Here is a 20,631-nt window from a genome sequence, read left to right on the forward strand (position 1 = left end):
AAACTTTTACAAATTATTTATCTGATAATCTGTAGACTCTAATCTTTCAGCAGAACTGAAACGATTATTATCAAAAACTAATTTATACACATCAGGCATATGAATGGTTTTCCGAAACTGAAAATCATATTGCGAATCAAAATAATTCATAAGTAATACCATAATATTCCCATGCGTACCTATTACAATATTCTTACCTTTATATTTTTTTAATATACTTTGCATACATATTACAGCCCGTCTTTGTGCTACATCATTTGATTCTCCGCCTTCGTATGCAAAACTCCAATCTTCCCACACATTCTCAATAGCATCATTAAAATCTGCTACTGGCTCTGAACTTAATAACCTTTCTCGTAAATCTTCTTCTATTTGTATCGATATATTATATGTATTCGCAATTCCTTGTACAGTTTGAATTGCTCTTTTGTACGGGCTAGAGATCACAACATCTATATGTTTATCTTTTAATAAGCGCGTTACATTCTCTGCATCACAATGCCCTTTTTCAGATAAAGGCCGTTCCCGTTCTTCTTTTGTATATATAGAATGGGCATGGCGAACGAAATATATTGTCGTCATTTATTCATCCCCCTTTTTTATTTCTATCCAAATTCAATACATTACCATCAAATCCCTTTACCTTTATAATAAGTGCTGTCAAATTTAAATGTTGATTTTCATATTAATAAAAGGGAAACACCTCATATGGTATTTTCCTCAATTAAAATAGACTACATTCAATTAAATACTTTATCGATTTTATTTCTATCGTATTCTAATATCCAATCATTATATGTATGATAAATATCCCTAATTGTATTGGGGGAGGTAGCTAATACATCACAACCTCTATCATCATAAACGTGAAATATAGTATTCTTGTTAACATTTATAAAATACACCCTATGAAAAATACTCGGTTTTATTCCCATATCTTGATTACAAATTGCTTTTAGCATAGGAATGTATTTCAAGTCTGAAACTTTACATTTCAAAGTATATCTATGCGTTTTATATACCCCGTCTTCATCGTCTTCTGGAAAAATATAAGGGATTGTATTTTTCTGTAACTTAAACAAATCGGACTTCTCTTTGACATACTTAGAAAAGATATTCAATTTGTGTTTGAAAGTTTCACCGTCTGCATAGTCATTTACATCCACTACGATATAAATATCATCTTCTGTTGCATGTAAAGACTGAAATAAAGTAATCGCTCTATTATAAACGCCTTCTAAATATGGGCAGTTTTCATAAATGTTATTGCAATCATAATTCACACCTAGTCTAAAGCGAATACCAATATCCCCATTATAAAATAGAGGTGGTCTAAGTTCTAAATTTGGAAACGTTTCAAGCATATACTCATTCAACCTCATCTCAACACCTACCTTTAATAGCATCTTGTTTACATAATAAAATTATTCTATTATAATTTATTTTTGAATTCCTCACTTGTTATAATGTCTCGAATAAAATAATCTACATTATTTCTCAGCTTTTGATATGCAACTTGATCTTCTATATCGTTAAACATAATGACAACTTCTACTTTATTCCCTTTCTTATCTGTAGTATACAAGCTTTTTGTCAATACGAATGCGGTAGAACCACCTTTTTGACCAGCATATTCGAACTTACTATTTTTAACTGTTCCTTTGAAAATGTTCTCGATTTCTTCTTGCATTGATTTTGGAAAATACTTTCTACTATTTATTTTTTCCATTATACTCATATAATCTTTAGCGTTTGCACCCACTAATCGATCTGACCAAATTCGCTGAAATTCCATATCTACCTTTAATGGGATATCCCGTTTTTTCCATTCTTCTTCGTCTTTCATCCATTCATGAATTTGTAATACATGTTTATTATACTCATCCTTTGATATGTTACGTATCATTTCTAACGATTGATTTTCTGGCTCATGAAGCTCTTTTTCTACATACCCTCTCATATATAATGAAGCAGTATACGAAGAGAACTTGTCATGACTAGTAAGCTCTAACTCTTTTATACTTTCATTTACTCTTTCTATTCCAAGCTTATCTAACAAATATGTTGTATTTGCATTAGAACTATAATGAATCATCCCTTTAGCGACTTCTTCTAAAGCGATCTGTCCATTTTTCACTAATTCTCTCGCTTTAGCATCTTCTAACCAGTCAGGATGCGCTCCACCATCAGTGTTTTTAACGTAATATTTTTCTAACTCGTGCAATGAAATTTGTTCATCTCGACTTATTTTTCCTTCTGACACTTGCTTAGCAAATTCAACTGCTATGACGATTTTCGCCGTACTCGCTAATGGTAATTTTTTATTTGTATTTATAGAAGTTAATACTTCTCCATTTCTTTTAATAAATAATGAGCATGTTTCATCATCTTTATGTTCTTTTATGTACTTTAATACATAACCAGGATCTTCTTTTGAAAAATAGTACTTCATAATGACAAAGAAAGCTATAACGGCTACTATAATCACTCCTGCAACAATTCCTATAATCTTTAATATGTTCACAATATGCCCCCTCTAATAAATCCGCTTCTATATAATCATTATAACGAATTAAATTACAAATTTATACAAAATAGAGTAACTCTTCCTAAAAAAGAAAGAGTTACTCTATTTCACATGATGTTATTTGTCCATTTAACGTAACGACTATATTTGAGTCGTCACTTTCTTTAACACTTTTTAGTCGATTTGAATTAGGAGGACCAATTACAACTGACTCCTTAATTGGCGAAAGTTCCTTCCCTAATTTTTCTGCACTTACACCGTATGCAGCTTGAAATACTTCTGGTGGTGTTAATCTAAGTATGTCTGACCCTTCTGCTGTTTCAAACTGATCATTATTGAAGAACAAATGTAATTGTACTTCTTCTGTTACCGCTGTGATCCAATGCCACCATCCCATTGGAATAAATACAGTTTGCCCCGCTTTTACATGATAATTTTGCAATTGATTCGTTTCGGGATTTAAGATAGATGTAATTGCTTCTCCTGATACAACAACATCCAATTCCCACGCATTCGGATGCCAATGCGGTTCTCGCATATGCCCTTTTGTCATAAACAAATCAACAAACGCTCCTCCTATCATCGCTGGTAACTGCGTTGACGTAACTTCATATGCAACGTTTTTCTCATCCCTTTTAAAAAAGATATTTTTTCTTGAATCAAAGAAAAGATTTGGAGTTCCTGAACTTTTCTTTAAATTTTTATTATCTGGAACATAACCTGAACTACTCATTTTATCCCTCTTTTCCACTCCGAACATTTCGAGTTTCACACTGTATCGTATGGAAAAAATGTATGAATGTGCCTAAGCATTGATATAACAAAAAAACATGCCTTCATAAGGAGAGCATGTTTTGTGATATTCTTCACATTAATTAGCTAAAAATAAACTTTTTACTTACCATGATGTAACATTAAATCACTAAGTTCTTCTTCAATGTGATTTAATTTCGCAACGCCTTCTTTCCATTTATGAATATAACGTGAAACCCCAACGAAAAATAAAACGATAATTGTGGAAAGAATAATACCATACACGATTGCTACAGTACTCATAGTTACACTTCCTTGTAATTAGTAATGTGGTTATTAGTTATATTTTTATTATAAACCTTTTTCTTTTAAAATACTTCGATTTCAACTTTTTGTAACAAAATTGATTTTTCTAATATTTCGTTCGTGAAAATAGCATATTTTTCACAAATTATACAAAACTTCACCATATGTACTATTACCATATGAGTTATATTATTTAATAGGAAAAAGGGGATGATATAGTATGACGACTTGGTTTATTGTAATGTTAGTTGTATTTGGGGCATTTAAAATTATTGTTTCTAGCCTTCCTAACACTGTTATTGAATCCATTATTAGCAAGTACGAAACACATCCACAACTCGAAGAAGAGAATGTGACTGTTACATTCCATGGAAATAACGTAGAAGGTGAAAAGAAATCCAAAATTATTCATGATTTTAACGAAGGTTTATTTTTAGATCGCTATTATGCACCGCCACACAATGAAGGTACTCCTTTAATTATTCATGCAAAACGTGGCAAAAAAGATTTTACATTTTATATTTATAGTCATGAAGAGCATGTTGATGTTGTTAAGCAACATAAAAAGAAAGTAGTTGCTTATAGTTTACGCTCTAAAAATCTTCAAAATAGTGATATGTTCGTGTCAGCTGATTTAGCTTAATACTCATATATTTGAAAAAGGAACCCATGACATATGGATTCCTTTTTACTATTCACTGAAAAATAAGCTCTGTCTTCAAACTATCTTTCGGTAACAGCCATCCTTTTTGTTCTAAACTCTTCATTAATAATTCTCTTTGTTCTTTCGCAATACTTTCCTCATTTGTTTTAAACGACACTTCTATTACGAAATCATCTTCTATTTTCCCTGTATTACTTAGTGGCCAAACTTCAATATTCGCTTTACTATTTTGAAATTCACCTGTATACCTTTTCATTAATACAGGACCATAAATACGAGAATTCCTTAACATCTCTTCTCCCCAATTCGTATACAACCATTTGTTCATTTTCCCTGGTAACTTCTCTATTAACATGTTTTGAGCAGCTTGTTCGTTTGGTAAATCAAGTACTCCATATCCTTTAGCACTATAACTTTTCTTATTTGAAATACTTAACGTTTTCTTCTCAAATCCCCAGTCTATTTCTGCCTCATAATTATCCGTTTTACTATCAAATCCATCTTCTTTAGCTACTTCTAGTGCATCTTGAATTACACCATTTTGAATCGGATATCTTTTTTTATATGTTAGCTCAAAATCTTTACTAAATTCTTTCTTTCGAATTCTCGCAAACCAACCTTCATTACTTAAATTTTTATTTGCCGTATCTAAAAATTGCACTTGTATCCTTTCATAATTTGTAACCGCCTGGAAATATTCTAGTACTTCTTGCTTCATCTCTTTGTTAGGACCTAGTACTTGTTCTGGTTTTACTAATAATTTCACTTCAAAACTAGGTTCCATTGGACTAGCAGCAAACCCTTCCTTAACGTTATAAAGGAAACAACAAAAGAAAATGCTTACGAATACAAATACCTTTTTCATATACCTATCTCCCTTACATTTTAAATGACTTCTATACGTTCCATAGTAAGTGAATATATATTTTCATACCCAGCTACGCTAAGTTTTTTTTGTAATCGATCCGTATCCTCTTTCAAAGCATGTACTAACACCGTATGTTCCGGTAATAATGTATTTAACATCTCTTTCACATCTCTTATACTTTGATGAACTTTATATGGAACTCGCTTCACCCTACATTCTTTGCCTACACGTTCTTTCAAAACTTTTTCTGCAAAACTCCCTTTAGCAATATGTCCAGTAAAGATAATGGAATTTCGTTCTTCATACTGAATTTGTTCATAATATAATTGAGCTCGTTCCGTTTGCATATTCGCATCACTCATTACAACTATTCCATAACTATGTTGCGTACCGATGTCATCATCCATAACTATTACGTTTCTTTTTAAACTCTCCATTAGCTCTTCAAGTTCTTCATTATTTTTAATCCAATCTTTATATACGATCATCTCTTCGAATCCAGCCAAAATTTCTTGATCTACTATAATGGGAAGTTCTTTATATTTTTCATATAAATACAATACGATATCTTGCGCCCTCCCAAGCGGTGGCAATGGTAATAATGCTATTCCCTTCTTTTGAGCAACTCGTTCAATTTCTGCACATAGTTCGTCTACTCGTTCATGTTGCGAAACATCATCAGTGTGATACGCGGCATCTACGATTGCAACTTTTATATCGACATGCAACTTCTCAGGTAAATTAGCTCGTAATATGTTAGACTCTGCTGAATAATCGCCAGAATAAAATACATATGTATGACTCATATCCACTAAGAACCAAACAGCCCCTAATACATGCCCACTATACCCCCATTGAAACCGCAATGTAGGAGTAATTTGTATCCATTCATTTGGATTACTAATCTCATCAATATATACATAATTTAAATCCTTTATGTTTTGATCACTATAAGGTACATTCCATCCTCGCGTCAGATTGTAGTTTCTCCATTTTTCATAATAAGTTGGAAGTTGCACCTTCGTATAACGAGTCGTCCAAATTTTTTTCTTATATCCATACTTCGCTAATAAAGGTAAACCCATCGTATGATCTTCATGAATATGTGATAAAAATACTGCATCTAAAAACGGCACAACTTCCCTCTCTATTTTTGGATAACTATCCTCATATGATCGATTAATACCACAATCAAATAATATTTTCGTCTCTTTATTTTTCACAAAATAGCAGGAACGACCGTATTCTCCCGCTCCTCCCCATACTTCCATCCTCATCATGCTACCCCTTTTCGTTTTCGCTCCATATGTTGCAGAAGTAATAAGCACGTTGTTGTAAGTCCAACAGAAACGACAGCCATCGCCATTCCTATAGATACTTCCCCTTGTTCAAATTGAGCAAAAATAAATGTTGCTGACGTTTCTACTGATGGAGGTAGTACGAGAAGCGATGCTACTAACTCTCGTATCGATATCGTAAATGTCATCGCCCATCCAGCAAGAATGCCTGGGATAATAAGTGGTAATATTATTTTTCTAAAAATATAAATATAATTTCCAGAAAAAATACTTCCTGCCTGTACAAGAGAATCATCAATTTGTCCGAGCGATGCTTTTACATACTGCACCGTATAAGGTAAAAAAAGAACAACATACGTTACGATAACCATAACTGGTGTATTGTAAATGGACAGAGGCATATAGGGTGAGTTCCAAAATAATATAAGACCTACAACCATCACAATTCCTGGTACCATATTCGGTAACATACCGCACATATCAAGCCATTTTTCAGAGGACTTTTTCCCCCTTCGGATCATAAGTGCCAAAAACACTCCAATCATAACAGCAATAATTGCTGTTATAAGTGAAAAAAGAAAACTGTTCCATAAAGCTTCTAATCCTGGGGATCCCATTGTAAACAATGCTTCATAATGACTCGTTGTAAAGTTATTTACATGTAAACCGCCGCCTCTTAATTTTGACAAAGAAGCAATCAATATAGAAAAGTATGGGATTCCAATTGATACGATTAATAAACCAATTACATAAATCCATGCTACAACACGTGTAACGATGGACAAAGTATACCTTTTAGATTTCACACCTTTCCCACTAACCATTGCATATGAATATTTTCGATTTAATACATTTTGCATATACCAAATGAGCATACACGCGCTAAGTAATAAAGAAGACAATGCTGTTGCACTACTAAAATCAATCGGCCAACTCGAAATAAATTTATGAATTTCTGATGTTAGCACATGGAACCCTATTCTCCGCCCGAATGTAGCCGGCGTTCCAAATTCAGCAATCGTCTTTACGAAAATGAGTAAAGCACCCATTACATAACTTGATACTAATAACGGCAATATTATTTTTCTTAAACGATAGAAGAAGCTTCCGCCATGAACTGCTGCTGCTTCTTCTTTACTACTCCCAATTTGAAGTAACGTGTTTTTCAACATGAAATAAAGAAATGGGAATAAATGCAGACTCATAATTAAAACCATACCTCCTAAACTAAAAAATGAGGATGATATCGTCTTTAGCATCGGAAAAAACTGTTCGAAATAGCCGTTCGGTTGCATGAACAAAATCCAGCCCATCGATCCAATATACGGCGGAGTCATAAATGGAATCATAAAAACAATATCTAGCTTGCTATACTTTCCGACATCTGTTTTGCTCATAATGAAAGCCAATGGAAATGCAAATACAGTAGCTCCTATTACTACAAGTACACCGAGAAGCATCGAGTTTAGAAAAATCCCAGCTAATCCACCACTCTGCATCACTTCAAAAGGCTTTAAAAAATCCCAACTACTATTTTCATATACACTAGAAAGTAAAATGAGAAAAAGCGGAATGACGATTAACATCGCCACAAGTAACAACGCTACCGTCATTCCAACTTGTCTTACTGATACGAATCGATTTACCATGTAATCACCATCTTATTGAAATACTTTCTTAAATTGTTTTCCTATTTCATCTTGTTCCTTCTCAACTGTTTTCCAATCAATATTTAATACTGGAATCTCTTCCACATTTGGTCTATTTTCAGCTTTTATATCTGTTCTACCAGGCAATAAATATGCTTTAGAAATTTGTTTTTGCACATCATCTGATAATAAATAATCAATAAACTCTTTTGCACCTTCTACATTTTTACTATCCTTCATAATACCTGCTGCGCGTGGACTAATGACTGTTCCGCTTTTTGGATATACGATATCAACTGGTTCACCCTTTGCTTTTGCACTGTACGTCATATAATCAACACCCGCAATGACCATATCTTTTGCACCTGTTACAACTGGATCTAATGCTTCTTGGTTTGCCCCCGCTACTGTAACTTCATTTTTCTTAAGTTGTTCAAATAAGTTCCATCCATCTTTTCCATTCTTTTTCACGTATCCTGTTACAAAGTCTAAAGCCGAACCTGAAAGTGCTGGATCTGGAAGATTCACCTTCCCTTTCCATTCTCCTTTTGTTATATCGCTCCAATCTTCAGGTGCTGTCTTCACATTTTTTGTATTGTACACAATTCCTAATGCTGAAGCACTATATCCAAAATAATGTCCTTTATCATCCGACCATTCAGAACGAAGTTTATCAGCTTGTTTCGCTTCTTTATAAGCTAACGTTTGACCATCTTTCTTTAATCCTTCCATCGCTGGTAAAGAAGCAAGTACCACTACGTCAACGACTGGTTTTTTCTTTTCAGCTTCCATTCTCGCTAAAATTTTTCCAGTTGTCCCTTGAAACATTTCCACTTTTATACCCGTTTTCTTTTCAAAGTCCTTTTGAATTTTTTCTGCTAATCCTTTTGGCCCTGCACTATATACAACAATTTTCTTTTCATTAGTAGTTTTACTTTTTGCATCTGCATTACCTGTCTTTGAGCTACACCCTGTTACTACTGCAGAAAACAGTAAAGTACATACAAATAAAGACTTAAGCGAACTGAATTTCTTCATACGATTCTCCCCCTATATGATGAATACATTTTTCCGGTACATATAACGATACTGGTTTCCCGATGCTTAGCTTACTAGTGTGATAAGCTGTCCATACACCGAGTGTCCCCATGTCTACTTTCACTTCATAACGTTCTCCTACATATGTAACGTGCTGAATTTCACCTGTATACATTTCACACACTTCATTTTTCGTCCAGCTCACATGCTCTGGACGAACCATTTGTTTACCCTCTACAAGCCAATTTGCCTTACCAACAAATTTTGCAACAAATTCATCAGATGGCTTCACATAAATATCTTCTGGTGTTCCTTTTTGTAATACTTCTCCTTGTTTCATAACAATAATTTGGTCTGACATTGACATAGCTTCTGTTTGATCGTGCGTTACATACAATGCCGTTAAACCGATCGAATGAACGATATCCATAAGCTCTACTCTCATTTCTTCTCGTAAAATTGCATCGAGTGCACTGAGCGGTTCATCAAACAAAATAAAATGTGGCTTTGTTACAATCGCTCTAGCAAATGCGACACGTTGCTGCTGTCCGCCAGAGAGTTCATGCGGATATCTTTTCTCCATTCCTTGCAGGCGAACTCGCTTTATCGCATCTTCTACTTTTTCCCGTAATTGATTCGTTTGCTTTGTAGCCCTTAAACCAAATGCGACATTTTCAAATACAGTCATGTGTGGCCATAAAGCAAAATCTTGAAATACCATACCGATATTACGTTCATGAGGAGATGTTTTTATTTTTTTTGCACTAGAATACATGCACGTATCTCCGAAATATATTTCACCTTTATCTGGCTCTTCAAGTCCTGCAATCATTCTAAGTAAAGTCGTTTTCCCGCATCCCGAAGGTCCTAAAAGTGTGGTGAATTCACCTTGTTTCATAACAATTTGTAGCGGTTTTAATGCCTGTGTTTTTCCAAATGTCTTTTCTAATCCAATAATTTTAATGTCCATCGTTTCACCTCTCTCCCCTCACTCTTAACCTGCTTTCATTCTATATGGAAGATTTATACTGAATGTTAATGTACTGTAAAGATTAAATTAAAAAACTTCTAATAAACTATTTATTTCTATAGATTTTTTCTATAGTTAAAATAAAAAAGGCGGCAATTCATAATGAATCTCTTAAAATTGGAAATTGTAGTGCTTATTAAGAAATACAAAAAGCTTACGATCGTTGCAGAAAAACTAGGTGTTAAACAACCTACTATTACATTCCATATAAAAAGCCTAGAAGAGGAACTCGGTGTATCTTTATTCGAATTACGTTCGGGAAGGTATTTCTTAACAGAGGCTGGTGAGGCATTACATCATTATGCTTGTAAAATAGATGCACTCATGAAAGAAGCTAGACGGGTCACGCAGGAGTTTAAAGATTTTCATAAAGGCGCTATAACAATTGGCGCTAGTTATGTACCAGCGACTTATCTTTTACCAGAAATTGTTCATCAATTTCAACGCGAATTTCCAAATATAAAAATGACACTTATGGTAAAAACAGCTCCTGAGATTCGAACGATGCTACAAAATCATGAAATTGATCTCGGTGTAATTTCCGCAGCACCGTTTGATGAATTACTTTTAAAACAGGCAAATGTAATGCCTGATACACTTGTTCTTGCTTTCTCCAAAGAACATCATTTTTCGAAAAAAGAAAATGTATCACTACAAGATATTGAAAAAGAACGTATACTATTGCATCGTAACCCATCTACAACGAGAGATTTACTTACACAATGGACGTTAGCACATAACATTATATTCCAATGTGAAATTGAATTAGATTCACTAGAAACGATGAAACAAATTTTAAAATATGGTAATGGCGTCGCTTTTATTTCTAAACTCGCTATTGAACAGGAAGTACAACGAAATGAACTATGCTATATGCCCATCCCTGGATTTGAATTTCAGCGTAACATTTATACGATTCATCATGAGGACAGATGGAATTCTAAGATTATTTCTTTTTTACTACACAGCATCACTTCTTATACAGCAAAAAATTAAAAGGCTGTCGTTATACACGACAGCCTTTTAAACTATAACTCTATTTATTTTTCTTCGCTTCAATTTTTGCTTGCGCCTCTTCAGCCTTATCTAATGCTTCTGAAACTTTTTTCTCTTTTTCTTTCACGTCATCTATGCTATCGACAGCTTTAATGAGTTTATCAATTCCTTCTTCTTCTACTTTTCTACGTTTGGCTACTCTTTCATTTACTTTCTCTTCTACATCTTTTGCTTTTTGAAGCAAATTCTCTGCATTTGATGTTACAGCTTTTTCAAGTACATCGTCTTTTTTCTTTTGTAACACTTCATTTGCAATATTTTTCGCTTCTAAATACTTACCGTCTTTTAATGCTGTTGCCCCGTGATCCATTCTCTCTGCAACTTCTTTATATGATTTCGCTTCATTTCCTGATTTCTCTTTTTCTGCTTTTTCAAACCACATTGTTGCATCACTATATTTTTCATCTTTCAATGATTGCATACCTGTTTCAATATATGTGTCATAATTGCTGCATCCAGCCATTACGACTAATAGAAAAAGCATAACAAAACTTAATTTTTTCATGCTGTTGTCTCCTTTTCTTTGCCTGCTCACTATACTGTAACATACATGAAAAAGAGTTTCAAAAACTAAAATACTAATTCGGTCATTTTTATAATGATACGTCAAATTTTTATTATTTTCTTATTTTTAAGCCGACACATCTACTTGTTTTTTCGCCATATGTTGCTTTACTCCAACTAATACAACTAACAATAAACCTCCGCCTATTGTCATCATAACAATGCTAGTTGGCAACATATCTAATAATAATCCATATACAATCATACCAAGCGGTGCGATTGCAGTAGCAATTGTTTCAAGTAGGCCAAACACACGCCCTAGGTAGCTCGGATCTGTCGTTTTTTGCATATGTACTTGCATCGGGATGTTTACAATCATAATTGCTATACCAGTTAACATCATGAAAGCAATATAGTAAATAAAACTTGCTACTTTTGGAATGATAACTAACAACGGAAAGACTGTACATAAACTTAAACTCGCAAATAAAAACAGTCCAGTATAAATAGAACGAAACGGATTATTCACTTCTTTACGCACTGATAAAGCAATCGCACCCATTAGCATCCCAACTGCTAACATTCCCTCTACAGTACCGAGTTGCTTTGAAGATAAATGCAATGTATGTATGATAATGTATGGAAGTGCAACGGTTAGCCCACACGCAAAAAAGTTTACCCACAATGCTATTTTCATTAAGCTATATATTTCATGCTGTCGTTTTACATATAAAAAACCTTCTTTTATACTCGTCAAGAAATGCGCTGTACTCTCAGCTACTTCTTTTTTATATAAATCAAATACAATAAATAATTGCAAAATAACCGCTAAAAAGAATGTAATGCTATTTAACAAAAAGAACGACTGAATTGAAAAGAAACCAAATACAACTCCACCAATAATCGGCCCTAAAATATTTGATAAAGAAGCTGCCGTTTGATTTAAAGCACTCGCTTTTTGAATACGCCCCTCATCTACTAAACTCGGAATAGACGACGTTAATGCAACAGAATAAAAACTTGCACAAATTGATAATAATGCTGCTGAAATATAAATAAAAAGAAGTGATGGTCCAAATATAGTAGCAAGAATAAACATAATAAGCATCGTTAAACTACTTAATAAATCAGTACCAATGACAAGCCACTTTCGATTCACACGGTCTGCTACAGCACCTGCAATCGGACCACAAATCATCCTTGGAAGTGATCCGCAAACGAGCGTAATTGCAAACCCCATTCCTGAACCAGTTGTCTTTAGTACGTATAACCCCATTGCGAACGTATAAATACCTGCTCCTAATAAAGACGTCATTTTTCCAATCATCATTAAAATGATATTTCTTGTTGCAATCTTCATTCTTGAATCAGCTTGACCTATACTTACATCTTCCATTATGATACTCTCCCCTTAAAAGTTAAATTGTGTTAAACTTATTATATAATCAACTTTCCAATTATTACAACAAAAAGTTTAATTGTATTTAACTTTTTTAATTATAAAGGAGCTACAATATGGCAACTCTCGGAGAAAAAATTAAGGCATTGCGAAAAGAAAAAAAGCTTACTCAAACAGCACTGGCAGGTTCCGAATTGACAAAAAGCATGCTTAGTCAAATTGAAAATGGAAAAGCTACACCTTCTATGAAAACATTACAATATATTGCAGAAAAACTTGAATGTGAAACGAGTTTTTTATTAGAAGATGATGTAGAAATTGTAGCACTCATTCAAAAAATGGAGCCATTAATAAAAGCAAATAAATGCGATGAAGTATATGAGACTTTACTACCTATCGTTCAAAAAGAACTACCTCTTACTTTAAATACAGCACGTTTATATAAACAGTTCATAACTGGAGCGGCTATTATGAACGATTATAATATTGAATATTACGTTGAAAAAGCTGTTTTTATATTTGAAAAATATACTTTGTATCGCGAAAGTACTGAAACGAAACTACTGTTTTACTATATGCTCTACAAACGGAAAAAATATAAAGAATGTTTACAGTTGATTACCAGAATTCGCGATGAATATAAAACGAAGAATTTAGAAATGGATCTTATTACACATATACAATTATATTTAAAAGAAGCAATTATTTTACTCGCATATGGTAATTATGAAAAATGTGAAAAAGTCATTTTAGATGCACTTGCATTTTCAAAAAAACATCAAGTGTATTATAAAACAGATGAATTTTACCGTATTTTATCTTATCAAAAAATCATTACAACTGATAAAGAAAGATATTTATATTACATAAAAAAATCTGAGCAATTTGCCATTTTTACAGAAGATACTTTATCTGCTGCAAATATAGATATATTAAAAGCTTATTACTATAACACCGTTACGAATGAATATACAATCGCATTGGAACACCTAGAACAATTCCGAGAAAAACTAAAAGATGACCCCATTTTTCAAGACGATGGACTGCATTATCTTGAAAAAGGAAAATCTTTGTATGGCTTAAAACATTATAAGGAGGCTTTGGAAACATTAAAACACGCTACCATACCAGATTATATGAGTCATCCACTTGATCAATCGTGGTTATTAACAGCTGGATCTTATCGTGCTCTTTGCTATATAGAACTTCAAGATAAAAAATCTGCCTTGAAAGAAGCAAAAAAAGCAGTTCAAGCGATAGATGGCTATCCTGATTCCATCTTCTCTTCATTTATTAAAGAAACATTACAAATAATACAAAAACTTTAAAAATGTCTCGAAATGGTATATTATTCCTCCTTTTTTGCAAAGATAATAATGATGGGAGGAATATAAATGAATATACAACGCGCAAAAGAGCTTTCCGAGTCATCTGAAGAAGCCAATGTCAGTTTTCAAGGCATGCCTGTTATGATTCAACACGTCGATGAAAGCAACGAAACCGCCCGCATATATGAAGTAACAAATCCAAAACGCGAATTAACTGTTCCAGTTAATAGCTTAGAGGAAATATAAAAAATGCCACTTCGACTTTTGAAGTGGCATTTTTCTTCCTTTAGATTACTTATTATAAATTTCTTCTATCTTCTATTTTACAGGAGCTAAAAAAATAAGAATTTTCTACTTCTTTTCTTTTTGTGACCTGCTAAAATACAAACTATGGATTAATCATTCACACTATACATTAAGGGGGAAAAATAATGGCATCTAATTTAGAAAAAAACAAGTCTTATTATGCAGTTATATTCACTTCTAATTTATCAAATAATACAACAGATTATAGTAACGTTGCCGACAAAATGGAGGAACTTGCAAAGCAGCAACCTGGATTTCTAGGTGTAGAAAGTGCGCGAGATCATTCAGGACTTGGAATCACAATTTCTTATTGGGAATCACTTGAGGCAATTGAAAATTGGAAACAGAACGCCTTACATAAAGAAGCGAAAAAAAGAGGCCGTGAGCAATGGTACGAAAACTTCCACCTGCGCATCTGCCTTGTTGAGAAAGAATTTAAGTTTCATAGAGGTACATTGTAACGATGAAGAAAAAATTAGCTCTCGTTGTTGTTCATGAAATATATGGTATGAACGACCATATGCATCACGTTACCCACCACTTCACTTCATCTCATATAGATGTATTCTGTCCTAACCTTCTACAATCACAACACGCATTTCTTTATAGTGATGAAGAAAAAGCATATGAACATTTTGTAAATCATATTGGGTTTGATGATGGGAAATACAAAATTGAAGAATTCATCAATACTCTTTCAAGTAATTATACACATATTGGACTTATCGGCTTTAGCGTTGGAGCTACCATCTCATGGCTATGTAGTAACAATCCGAAAATAGATTTTATTATCGGATGTTACGGTTCTCGTATACGCGACTATGTTCACATAAAACCTACATGCGCTACATTACTTATATTCCCTGAAAAAGAATCGAGTTTTTCAGTATCCTCTTTAATCCAAACATTGCAGCAACAAAAGAATCCTTTATTAGAAATAACACAACTACACGGTGAACATGGTTTTCTAAATCCGTACACTGAAAAATATAACGTGCACTCTACAAAACAAGCATACCATTTAATAGATTCATTTCTTGTCAAAACAATCTTATAAAGGAGATTTAAATGCCGTTTACATTACTCTTACTTATTTTCATATTCATTACCTTTTTCTCAGCGCTAACTATCATTTTTGTAACCGTAAAAAAGGGGAGTTTTCCAAACGTCCCTACTTACAATCTATTATCGTTTACATTTTATTTTTTACAAATTGGATCTTATATTTATCAACTTTTTATGCGTTACTCCCTGAGAAAGTTAGCGAGTTCATATTCTTGCCCATTTGGTTTTCCCTTTGTATTTTAGGTTTTATAACTTTCTGGCGTGAATGGAGAAATAGTCGTGTGTTCTCCATATGTATTGGTTTTCTTTCCTTTATGAGTTTTATATTTGGGCTGTTTTTGTTAGTTCTTTCGGGGATGTGACTATAAAATGGGAGTAAAGACCTAATTACTTTCTTTCATTAACAGCTTTGACCTGAACTTGGTATAATATCAAGTTTGGGTCTTTTAATTTCCCCTTAATCTTAATGTGATTATTAAATCCATAGTACTAAAGAACTGCCCGGCCGCTTCATTCTCCTCAATATATTTTTGAAGTCGTATAATCATACCAGTTTTAATCAATTCTCTAATTATTTTTTAACAATTGAACTCTCTTCTTTTAAATAAATTGAAACTATATGGCATTTTCTTAATGATCGTAAAACCAATGTAAAAAATTATTAATCTTTATACTTTATTATTTACGTGTTCAATTAAATAGATTATCCTCTTTATTGAGAAGTCCTCTCAACAATAAATTAACAGGGAGAAACATATGAAGACAAAAATTTTTTCTATTATCACTGCCTTAACTTTAATGACATGTTTCGCTATACCAACATTAGCAGCATCTAGTAGTTACAGTTTTAAAATGGACTATCGAGTGGTAGATGGTAGTAAAAACAAACAATTTCACACACTTTCTAAAGGTAGTGTATATATCAATGGGAGTGCATATGTATATTCTACTGATGGAGGAGCTGCGGGACCTTACGATGTAAATTATACTCTGTATAGATCTGCATGGGGTTCGGATCCTAGTTATGGAACAGTTAATGGCGGCATAAATAAATCTTTCTCTGGTGCATATAATGTTGATACAAATTCAAATGAATACTACTTATTTATTTGGAAAACAAATGACGATGGACAAAATATACGAGGGAATGGGAAAATATCTAATTAAAATATTACCACTAAACTATGATGTCTATTATTAGACATCATAGTTTAAATATGAAAATATGAGGGTTTTACACATGCTAATTGACTTTGATGGTTTTATTCTTATTGGAGCGTTTATTATGTTGTTATTTTTACTTCTCTTTTTTAAGTTACACCTAAAAAAGAGAAACATGCACTTACTATTTTTCTCAATATTTTATTTGTACCTTTGTATGGTATTTAATTATACCCAATTCCCAATTATTATAGATGAAAATATGAAAAAAGAAATTGGACAAAATGTATGGAGAGATGCTAATTTTATACCATTTAACACGGAACATTTTGCTATAACAACATCAATACTTAATATACTACTAACAATTCCTTTTGGCTTTGGTTTTCCTTATATAAAAAAGACGAATTTCAAACATGTTGTTTTATTAGGGATTGTATTAGGAGTCTTATTAGAAACTTTACAACTTTTATCAGCACTTTATGCCGGATTCACTTTTCGATATGTCGATATAAACGATGTAATATTTAATTGTATGGGTGTCATTTTAGGATACAGTATATCAAAAGGTTTTACCCTTGTGTATAGAGCATTTATACACAAATTTGATATTAAATTGAATTCTTTTTTAAGGTATATTTATGAAACGAACGACCGGTCTATATAATTTGGTCTTTAAAATTAATACAAACACAAGTATTTATACACCGCGGACAAAAATGGATGTTCCAAAAATAGTTACTCAGCTATCTTTGGAACATCTCTCTATCTTTTTATATTGCATCATACATGGAATTATAAAATATAAAGCATAAGCAATAACCAGCCAAATAGTAAAGAAGGAAGAAAAGTCAACTTTCAACTTTTCTTCCTTCTATGTTTACCTTTAGATTTCACTGTCACTGATTCACAAGGTGTATAATAAATTTGAGGTGTTGCCCTATCAACAAACATCATAAATGTAATAAAACCGATAATAAAGAAAATAAACAACGTTAACAAAATTGCTCCTATCGTTAAAAGTATCATAACACCACCCCTATATCTTTCATGTAATTACACTTTTCGCTATTATATGAGCTGAATCCTTTTTAGAAAAAGAAACGTAACAAAATAATCACAATCACGCCAGTTAATACTGTACCTAATAGACTGCGAGTATATATTGCGACAAGAAATGTTGGAATTGCTGCGATAAGGTAATCCCACTGCATCGTCTCATACATAAATAAAACTTGTGCTAAAAGTGCTGCTAGTATCGCAATTGGTATGTAATTTAACCATTTTAAACCCCAGTCTGGAATTTGAAGTTTGCTAAATACGAGTAGAGGTAAAATACGTGGCACGAGTGTGACAGCACCGGCTGCTAATAAAAGTAATAATACGTCTAATCTCATTTCCATTTTTCAATCACCACTCCAATCGTCGCAGCTAGTAATGTTGCGATAATAACCGCTATACTATCTGGCATAAATAAGTTTGAAACGTACGCAATTATAATCGCTACAATTGCAACAGTAAGATGAATTGCCAGTTTCGGTTTACTACTTATGAGCTGAAGTACAAATAACCCGATAAACATCGCTGGTAATGCATAATCCATTCCGTACGTATGCGGGTCTGGTATCCACTCGCCAAACAGCCCCCCGATAATAGTAGCAAGTATCCAATTTAAATATGCTGTTACATTAAGTCCAATCATCCATCTTTCACCTAAATATCCTTTTTGCGCTGCATGCTGCACTGCAACACCGAACGTTTCATCTGTAATTTGCGAACCAATTAGTAAGTTTTTAAATAGAGGCAGTTTTGTAAAGTACGGCGCAAGTGCAGCACTCATAAGAAGGTGGCGCAAGTTAACAAAAAATACAGTGAAAATAATTGCGGAAGCAGGAGCACCAGCTGCATACATACCAGCTAATATAAATTGGGCAGAACCTGCATAAATTAAAGTGGACATAAACGCAATTTCAATGATGGAGAAACCTGCTGTTTTTGCAATTACACCAGCTGCTATACCGATGCTTAAATAACCAAATACAGTTGGTAAACAATCTTTTACTCCTTGCTGAAATGTATCATCGCTTTGCAAAGCTACATGTGCCTGAGCTTTACTCATCTCTATCATCCTCCATTCCTTTCAAAGTCCGTTTTCCTGTTACGACATGAACTAAATCTATATTTTCACGCCATAACGTATCTAACTTATCAGCTCCAAATTCCTTCGTGATTTCTTCAACCATAATATCGTGCCGAACATACTCGGTAGCAACGAGAACTAGTGCTGGGTCATACGTTGTAACAGCCCATGAAGTGCTATCATTTGAGAAATTCGCAATTAATACTTCTTCCCCGTCACGCGCGATTACAGTTAAATGACCACCCATTCTCTTTTCAACAACGTGAGGCGTCATATAATTATGGTGAAACGTCGCGCCTATTTTTGTTTTGGGAGCGCCAAATAAGATTGAAAATATATGTACACCTTCCTCTTCCTTTTGATGAATGTATGGCTCAATTTCATGCACTTGATCTTCCCATACAGAAATCCATAACTCTTCCTTCGCTCTATTAATTATATTGCATATTTCTTTCAAAACACGATCATTTGAGCGAATATGCGAAATTACATCTATTTGTCGCTCTTGTTCTAAACCATTTAATTTCTCATCTAAAAATTCAAAGGACTTTTCAAAGTCTTTTCGCATTCGATTCATTAATTCGGTAGCTGGTACTGGTACATATTTAACTGGTTCAGAAGGTACAATATGTACCGCTCCTTTATCCATTAACTTACCGAGTACCTCGTAAATCATAGAACGAGGTACTCCTGTTTGTTTACTCACTTCATACCCAGTTACTGGGGAATGTTTTAGTAGTCCAATATACGCTTTACATTCGTACTGGGAAAACCCCAGCTTTTGTAATTCCTTTATAATTTCATCCATCGGTAACCCCTCACAATCTAAATCGCTCTAACTTCAAAACGACGATTTTGTTTCCCTTTACTTTTTACTTTATCAATAACAAGTGTTCCTATTTCACTCGTATTTTTCACATGTGTGCCTCCACAAGCTTGTTCATCTAAATTTTCAATGGTAACAATGCGTATTTCTTGGATAGTAGTTGGCAGGAGGTTTATTGCTGTTTTAATCATTCCTACAGCATTTTCTGCTTCTTCGCGGCTCATATAACGAGTAGAAATTTCTTTATTTTGTTCAATAAGTTTATTCACTTCCTTAACAATTCCTTCTACTTCCACGCTCGATAACTCTTGTAACTCATTAAAATCGATACGTGCTTTGTCAGGATAAATTTGATTTCCAGTGCATAGAGCTCCATACTTTTCATAAACGACAGCTCCGATAAGATGCAGTAAAGAATGATGGCCCATTAAATTATGACGTCTTTCCCAATTAATCTCTAATTTAACAGGACCTAATTTTACTTGTGCTCCATCTTTTATATAGTGAACTATTCCTCCCTGCTCCTTTTTTACTTTTTCAACTTTAAATACAGACCCATCTTGTACAATGACACCCGTATCACATTCCTGCCCCCCACCAGTTGGATAAAAAACTGTTTCTTTTACAAATACTTTATTCCCTTCTACTTTTATCACTTCTGTTTCGCAACTCGTTTTGTATGCATCTTCTAAATATAATGCCGTTGTCATACT

26 protein-coding genes and 1 pseudogene are annotated in these 20,631 nt (G+C 33.4%); 9 read left to right on the forward strand and 18 right to left on the reverse strand.

The annotated features are described in order from the left end of the window. Positions 1-6: 6 nt before the first annotated feature. The 6 genes from V7S50_RS03550 to V7S50_RS03575 form a co-directional block, all read right to left on the reverse strand. Positions 7-582, reverse strand: coding sequence for a histidine phosphatase family protein (locus tag V7S50_RS03550; RefSeq protein ID WP_242251317.1), 576 nt, complete (start codon positions 580-582; stop codon positions 7-9). A gap of 158 nt (positions 583-740) precedes the next feature. Next, positions 741-1,382: a DUF3885 domain-containing protein gene (locus V7S50_RS03555; RefSeq protein ID WP_242251314.1), complete on the reverse strand. Its 642-nt coding sequence runs from the start codon at positions 1,380-1,382 to the stop codon at positions 741-743. 50 nt (positions 1,383-1,432) lie between these two features. Further along, the gene (locus V7S50_RS03560) at positions 1,433-2,524 is read right to left on the reverse strand and encodes a serine hydrolase (protein ID WP_242251312.1); all 1,092 of its coding nucleotides are present in this window, start codon (positions 2,522-2,524) and stop codon (positions 1,433-1,435) included. A gap of 100 nt (positions 2,525-2,624) precedes the next feature. Then, a complete protein-coding gene (locus V7S50_RS03565; RefSeq protein WP_063224044.1) occupies positions 2,625-3,260 on the reverse strand; it encodes a cupin domain-containing protein in 636 nt (211 codons plus the stop codon). Positions 3,261-3,421: 161 nt separating this feature from the next. Continuing rightward, complete coding sequence (locus V7S50_RS03570) at positions 3,422-3,583, reverse strand: hypothetical protein (RefSeq protein WP_000108701.1); 162 nt, start codon at positions 3,581-3,583, stop codon at positions 3,422-3,424. Between the two features lie 65 nt (positions 3,584-3,648). Next, positions 3,649-3,765 carry a hypothetical protein gene (locus V7S50_RS03575; protein ID WP_002011946.1) on the reverse strand — a complete coding sequence of 39 codons (117 nt, stop codon included), beginning with the start codon at positions 3,763-3,765 and terminating at the stop codon, positions 3,649-3,651. A 41-nt stretch (positions 3,766-3,806) separates the two neighbouring features. On the opposite strand from V7S50_RS03575, the gene V7S50_RS03580 reads away from it, so the two are divergent. Then, the gene (locus V7S50_RS03580; protein WP_242251310.1) at positions 3,807-4,229 is read left to right on the forward strand and encodes a YfmQ family protein; all 423 of its coding nucleotides are present in this window, start codon (positions 3,807-3,809) and stop codon (positions 4,227-4,229) included. Positions 4,230-4,281: 52 nt separating this feature from the next. On the opposite strand, the gene V7S50_RS03585 is transcribed toward V7S50_RS03580, so the two are convergent. The 5 genes from V7S50_RS03585 to V7S50_RS03605 are packed head-to-tail and all read right to left on the reverse strand — an operon-like array spanning position 4,282 to position 10,073. After that, positions 4,282-5,115, reverse strand: coding sequence for a hypothetical protein (locus V7S50_RS03585; RefSeq protein ID WP_242251307.1), 834 nt, complete (start codon positions 5,113-5,115; stop codon positions 4,282-4,284). Positions 5,116-5,135: 20 nt separating this feature from the next. Then, entirely contained in the window at positions 5,136-6,398 is a 1,263-nt protein-coding gene (locus tag V7S50_RS03590) for an MBL fold metallo-hydrolase (RefSeq protein WP_242251911.1), read from the reverse strand. After that, the gene (locus V7S50_RS03595; RefSeq protein WP_242251304.1) at positions 6,395-8,065 is read right to left on the reverse strand and encodes an ABC transporter permease; all 1,671 of its coding nucleotides are present in this window, start codon (positions 8,063-8,065) and stop codon (positions 6,395-6,397) included. The genes V7S50_RS03590 and V7S50_RS03595 overlap by 4 nt, the downstream gene beginning before the upstream one ends. A gap of 12 nt (positions 8,066-8,077) precedes the next feature. After that, a complete protein-coding gene (locus V7S50_RS03600) occupies positions 8,078-9,103 on the reverse strand; it encodes an ABC transporter substrate-binding protein (protein ID WP_000714691.1) in 1,026 nt (341 codons plus the stop codon). Next, positions 9,081-10,073, reverse strand: coding sequence for an ABC transporter ATP-binding protein (locus V7S50_RS03605; RefSeq protein WP_242251303.1), 993 nt, complete (start codon positions 10,071-10,073; stop codon positions 9,081-9,083). The genes V7S50_RS03600 and V7S50_RS03605 overlap by 23 nt, the downstream gene beginning before the upstream one ends. Before the next feature lie 162 nt (positions 10,074-10,235). On the opposite strand from V7S50_RS03605, the gene V7S50_RS03610 reads away from it, so the two are divergent. Then, positions 10,236-11,129, forward strand: coding sequence for a LysR family transcriptional regulator (locus tag V7S50_RS03610; RefSeq protein WP_242251302.1), 894 nt, complete (start codon positions 10,236-10,238; stop codon positions 11,127-11,129). 40 nt (positions 11,130-11,169) lie between these two features. Here V7S50_RS03610 and V7S50_RS03615 read toward each other — a convergent pair whose 3' ends face one another. Together V7S50_RS03615 and V7S50_RS03620 are read right to left on the reverse strand one after the other, a co-directional pair. Then, a complete protein-coding gene (locus tag V7S50_RS03615; protein ID WP_242251301.1) occupies positions 11,170-11,694 on the reverse strand; it encodes a hypothetical protein in 525 nt (174 codons plus the stop codon). Between the two features lie 126 nt (positions 11,695-11,820). Further along, positions 11,821-13,089, reverse strand: a complete 1,269-nt coding sequence (locus V7S50_RS03620) for an MFS transporter (RefSeq protein ID WP_242251300.1) — start codon at positions 13,087-13,089, stop codon at positions 11,821-11,823. 119 nt (positions 13,090-13,208) lie between these two features. On the opposite strand from V7S50_RS03620, the gene V7S50_RS03625 reads away from it, so the two are divergent. The 7 genes and pseudogenes from V7S50_RS03625 (at position 13,209) to V7S50_RS03655 (ending at position 17,619) form a co-directional block, all read left to right on the forward strand. Further along, on the forward strand, positions 13,209-14,420 hold the full coding sequence (locus V7S50_RS03625) for a helix-turn-helix domain-containing protein (RefSeq protein ID WP_242251299.1): 1,212 nt from the start codon (positions 13,209-13,211) through the stop codon (positions 14,418-14,420). A gap of 66 nt (positions 14,421-14,486) precedes the next feature. After that, the gene (locus V7S50_RS03630; protein WP_001025736.1) at positions 14,487-14,666 is read left to right on the forward strand and encodes an H-type small acid-soluble spore protein; all 180 of its coding nucleotides are present in this window, start codon (positions 14,487-14,489) and stop codon (positions 14,664-14,666) included. 185 nt (positions 14,667-14,851) lie between these two features. After that, positions 14,852-15,187: an antibiotic biosynthesis monooxygenase family protein gene (locus V7S50_RS03635; protein ID WP_242251298.1), complete on the forward strand. Its 336-nt coding sequence runs from the start codon at positions 14,852-14,854 to the stop codon at positions 15,185-15,187. A 2-nt stretch (positions 15,188-15,189) separates the two neighbouring features. Then, entirely contained in the window at positions 15,190-15,783 is a 594-nt protein-coding gene (locus V7S50_RS03640; RefSeq protein WP_242251297.1) for a dienelactone hydrolase family protein, read from the forward strand. A gap of 11 nt (positions 15,784-15,794) precedes the next feature. Then, positions 15,795-16,153: pseudogene (locus tag V7S50_RS03645) on the forward strand (hypothetical protein). Between the two features lie 394 nt (positions 16,154-16,547). Continuing rightward, positions 16,548-16,958 (forward strand): hypothetical protein, encoded by a 411-nt coding sequence (locus V7S50_RS03650; RefSeq protein ID WP_242251296.1) that lies wholly within the window; start codon positions 16,548-16,550, stop codon positions 16,956-16,958. Between the two features lie 73 nt (positions 16,959-17,031). Beyond that, on the forward strand, positions 17,032-17,619 hold the full coding sequence (locus V7S50_RS03655; protein WP_063224059.1) for a VanZ family protein: 588 nt from the start codon (positions 17,032-17,034) through the stop codon (positions 17,617-17,619). Positions 17,620-17,810: 191 nt separating this feature from the next. On the opposite strand, the gene V7S50_RS03660 is transcribed toward V7S50_RS03655, so the two are convergent. The 5 genes from V7S50_RS03660 to V7S50_RS03680 form a co-directional block, all read right to left on the reverse strand. Continuing rightward, on the reverse strand, positions 17,811-17,981 hold the full coding sequence (locus V7S50_RS03660; RefSeq protein WP_063224060.1) for a DUF3951 domain-containing protein: 171 nt from the start codon (positions 17,979-17,981) through the stop codon (positions 17,811-17,813). A gap of 62 nt (positions 17,982-18,043) precedes the next feature. After that, positions 18,044-18,355, reverse strand: a complete 312-nt coding sequence (locus tag V7S50_RS03665; RefSeq protein WP_063224061.1) for an AzlD domain-containing protein — start codon at positions 18,353-18,355, stop codon at positions 18,044-18,046. Continuing rightward, on the reverse strand, positions 18,346-19,071 hold the full coding sequence (locus tag V7S50_RS03670) for an AzlC family ABC transporter permease (RefSeq protein ID WP_242251295.1): 726 nt from the start codon (positions 19,069-19,071) through the stop codon (positions 18,346-18,348). Before V7S50_RS03670 ends, V7S50_RS03665 begins: the two co-directional genes overlap by 10 nt. After that, entirely contained in the window at positions 19,064-19,900 is an 837-nt protein-coding gene (locus V7S50_RS03675) for a TrmB family transcriptional regulator (RefSeq protein ID WP_098198743.1), read from the reverse strand. The genes V7S50_RS03670 and V7S50_RS03675 overlap by 8 nt, the downstream gene beginning before the upstream one ends. Positions 19,901-19,917: 17 nt before the next feature. Beyond that, on the reverse strand, positions 19,918-20,628 hold the full coding sequence (locus V7S50_RS03680) for an alanyl-tRNA editing protein (protein WP_242251294.1): 711 nt from the start codon (positions 20,626-20,628) through the stop codon (positions 19,918-19,920). Positions 20,629-20,631: the final 3 nt, after the last annotated feature.

The sequence above is a fragment of the Bacillus sp. CCNWLW194 genome, assembly GCF_037120585.1.
Lineage (GTDB): Bacteria > Bacillota > Bacilli > Bacillales > Bacillaceae_G > Bacillus_A > Bacillus_A basilensis.

What these genes read in the sequence shown, in the direction of transcription:
- V7S50_RS03665 (WP_063224061.1), bottom strand. Translation starts at nt 18,355, where the DNA reads ATGGAAATGAGATTAGACGTATTATTACTTTTATTAGCAGCCGGTGCT.
- V7S50_RS03675 (WP_098198743.1), bottom strand. Translation starts at nt 19,900, where the DNA reads ATGGATGAAATTATAAAGGAATTACAAAAGCTGGGGTTTTCCCAGTAC.
- V7S50_RS03625 (WP_242251299.1), top strand. Translation starts at nt 13,209, where the DNA reads ATGGCAACTCTCGGAGAAAAAATTAAGGCATTGCGAAAAGAAAAAAAG.
- V7S50_RS03660 (WP_063224060.1), bottom strand. Translation starts at nt 17,981, where the DNA reads ATGATACTTTTAACGATAGGAGCAATTTTGTTAACGTTGTTTATTTTC.
- V7S50_RS03555 (WP_242251314.1), bottom strand. Translation starts at nt 1,382, where the DNA reads ATGAGGTTGAATGAGTATATGCTTGAAACGTTTCCAAATTTAGAACTT.
- V7S50_RS03640 (WP_242251297.1), top strand. Translation starts at nt 15,190, where the DNA reads ATGAAGAAAAAATTAGCTCTCGTTGTTGTTCATGAAATATATGGTATG.
- V7S50_RS03630 (WP_001025736.1), top strand. Translation starts at nt 14,487, where the DNA reads ATGAATATACAACGCGCAAAAGAGCTTTCCGAGTCATCTGAAGAAGCC.
- V7S50_RS03615 (WP_242251301.1), bottom strand. Translation starts at nt 11,694, where the DNA reads ATGAAAAAATTAAGTTTTGTTATGCTTTTTCTATTAGTCGTAATGGCT.
- V7S50_RS03610 (WP_242251302.1), top strand. Translation starts at nt 10,236, where the DNA reads ATGAATCTCTTAAAATTGGAAATTGTAGTGCTTATTAAGAAATACAAA.
- V7S50_RS03550 (WP_242251317.1), bottom strand. Translation starts at nt 582, where the DNA reads ATGACGACAATATATTTCGTTCGCCATGCCCATTCTATATATACAAAA.
- V7S50_RS03570 (WP_000108701.1), bottom strand. Translation starts at nt 3,583, where the DNA reads ATGAGTACTGTAGCAATCGTGTATGGTATTATTCTTTCCACAATTATC.
- V7S50_RS03585 (WP_242251307.1), bottom strand. Translation starts at nt 5,115, where the DNA reads ATGAAAAAGGTATTTGTATTCGTAAGCATTTTCTTTTGTTGTTTCCTT.
- V7S50_RS03670 (WP_242251295.1), bottom strand. Translation starts at nt 19,071, where the DNA reads ATGAGTAAAGCTCAGGCACATGTAGCTTTGCAAAGCGATGATACATTT.
- V7S50_RS03620 (WP_242251300.1), bottom strand. Translation starts at nt 13,089, where the DNA reads ATGGAAGATGTAAGTATAGGTCAAGCTGATTCAAGAATGAAGATTGCA.
- V7S50_RS03580 (WP_242251310.1), top strand. Translation starts at nt 3,807, where the DNA reads ATGACGACTTGGTTTATTGTAATGTTAGTTGTATTTGGGGCATTTAAA.
- V7S50_RS03575 (WP_002011946.1), bottom strand. Translation starts at nt 3,765, where the DNA reads ATGGTAATAGTACATATGGTGAAGTTTTGTATAATTTGTGAAAAATAT.
- V7S50_RS03635 (WP_242251298.1), top strand. Translation starts at nt 14,852, where the DNA reads ATGGCATCTAATTTAGAAAAAAACAAGTCTTATTATGCAGTTATATTC.
- V7S50_RS03655 (WP_063224059.1), top strand. Translation starts at nt 17,032, where the DNA reads ATGCTAATTGACTTTGATGGTTTTATTCTTATTGGAGCGTTTATTATG.
- V7S50_RS03600 (WP_000714691.1), bottom strand. Translation starts at nt 9,103, where the DNA reads ATGAAGAAATTCAGTTCGCTTAAGTCTTTATTTGTATGTACTTTACTG.
- V7S50_RS03680 (WP_242251294.1), bottom strand. Translation starts at nt 20,628, where the DNA reads ATGACAACGGCATTATATTTAGAAGATGCATACAAAACGAGTTGCGAA.
- V7S50_RS03595 (WP_242251304.1), bottom strand. Translation starts at nt 8,065, where the DNA reads ATGGTAAATCGATTCGTATCAGTAAGACAAGTTGGAATGACGGTAGCG.
- V7S50_RS03565 (WP_063224044.1), bottom strand. Translation starts at nt 3,260, where the DNA reads ATGAGTAGTTCAGGTTATGTTCCAGATAATAAAAATTTAAAGAAAAGT.
- V7S50_RS03590 (WP_242251911.1), bottom strand. Translation starts at nt 6,398, where the DNA reads ATGATGAGGATGGAAGTATGGGGAGGAGCGGGAGAATACGGTCGTTCC.
- V7S50_RS03650 (WP_242251296.1), top strand. Translation starts at nt 16,548, where the DNA reads ATGAAGACAAAAATTTTTTCTATTATCACTGCCTTAACTTTAATGACA.
- V7S50_RS03605 (WP_242251303.1), bottom strand. Translation starts at nt 10,073, where the DNA reads ATGGACATTAAAATTATTGGATTAGAAAAGACATTTGGAAAAACACAG.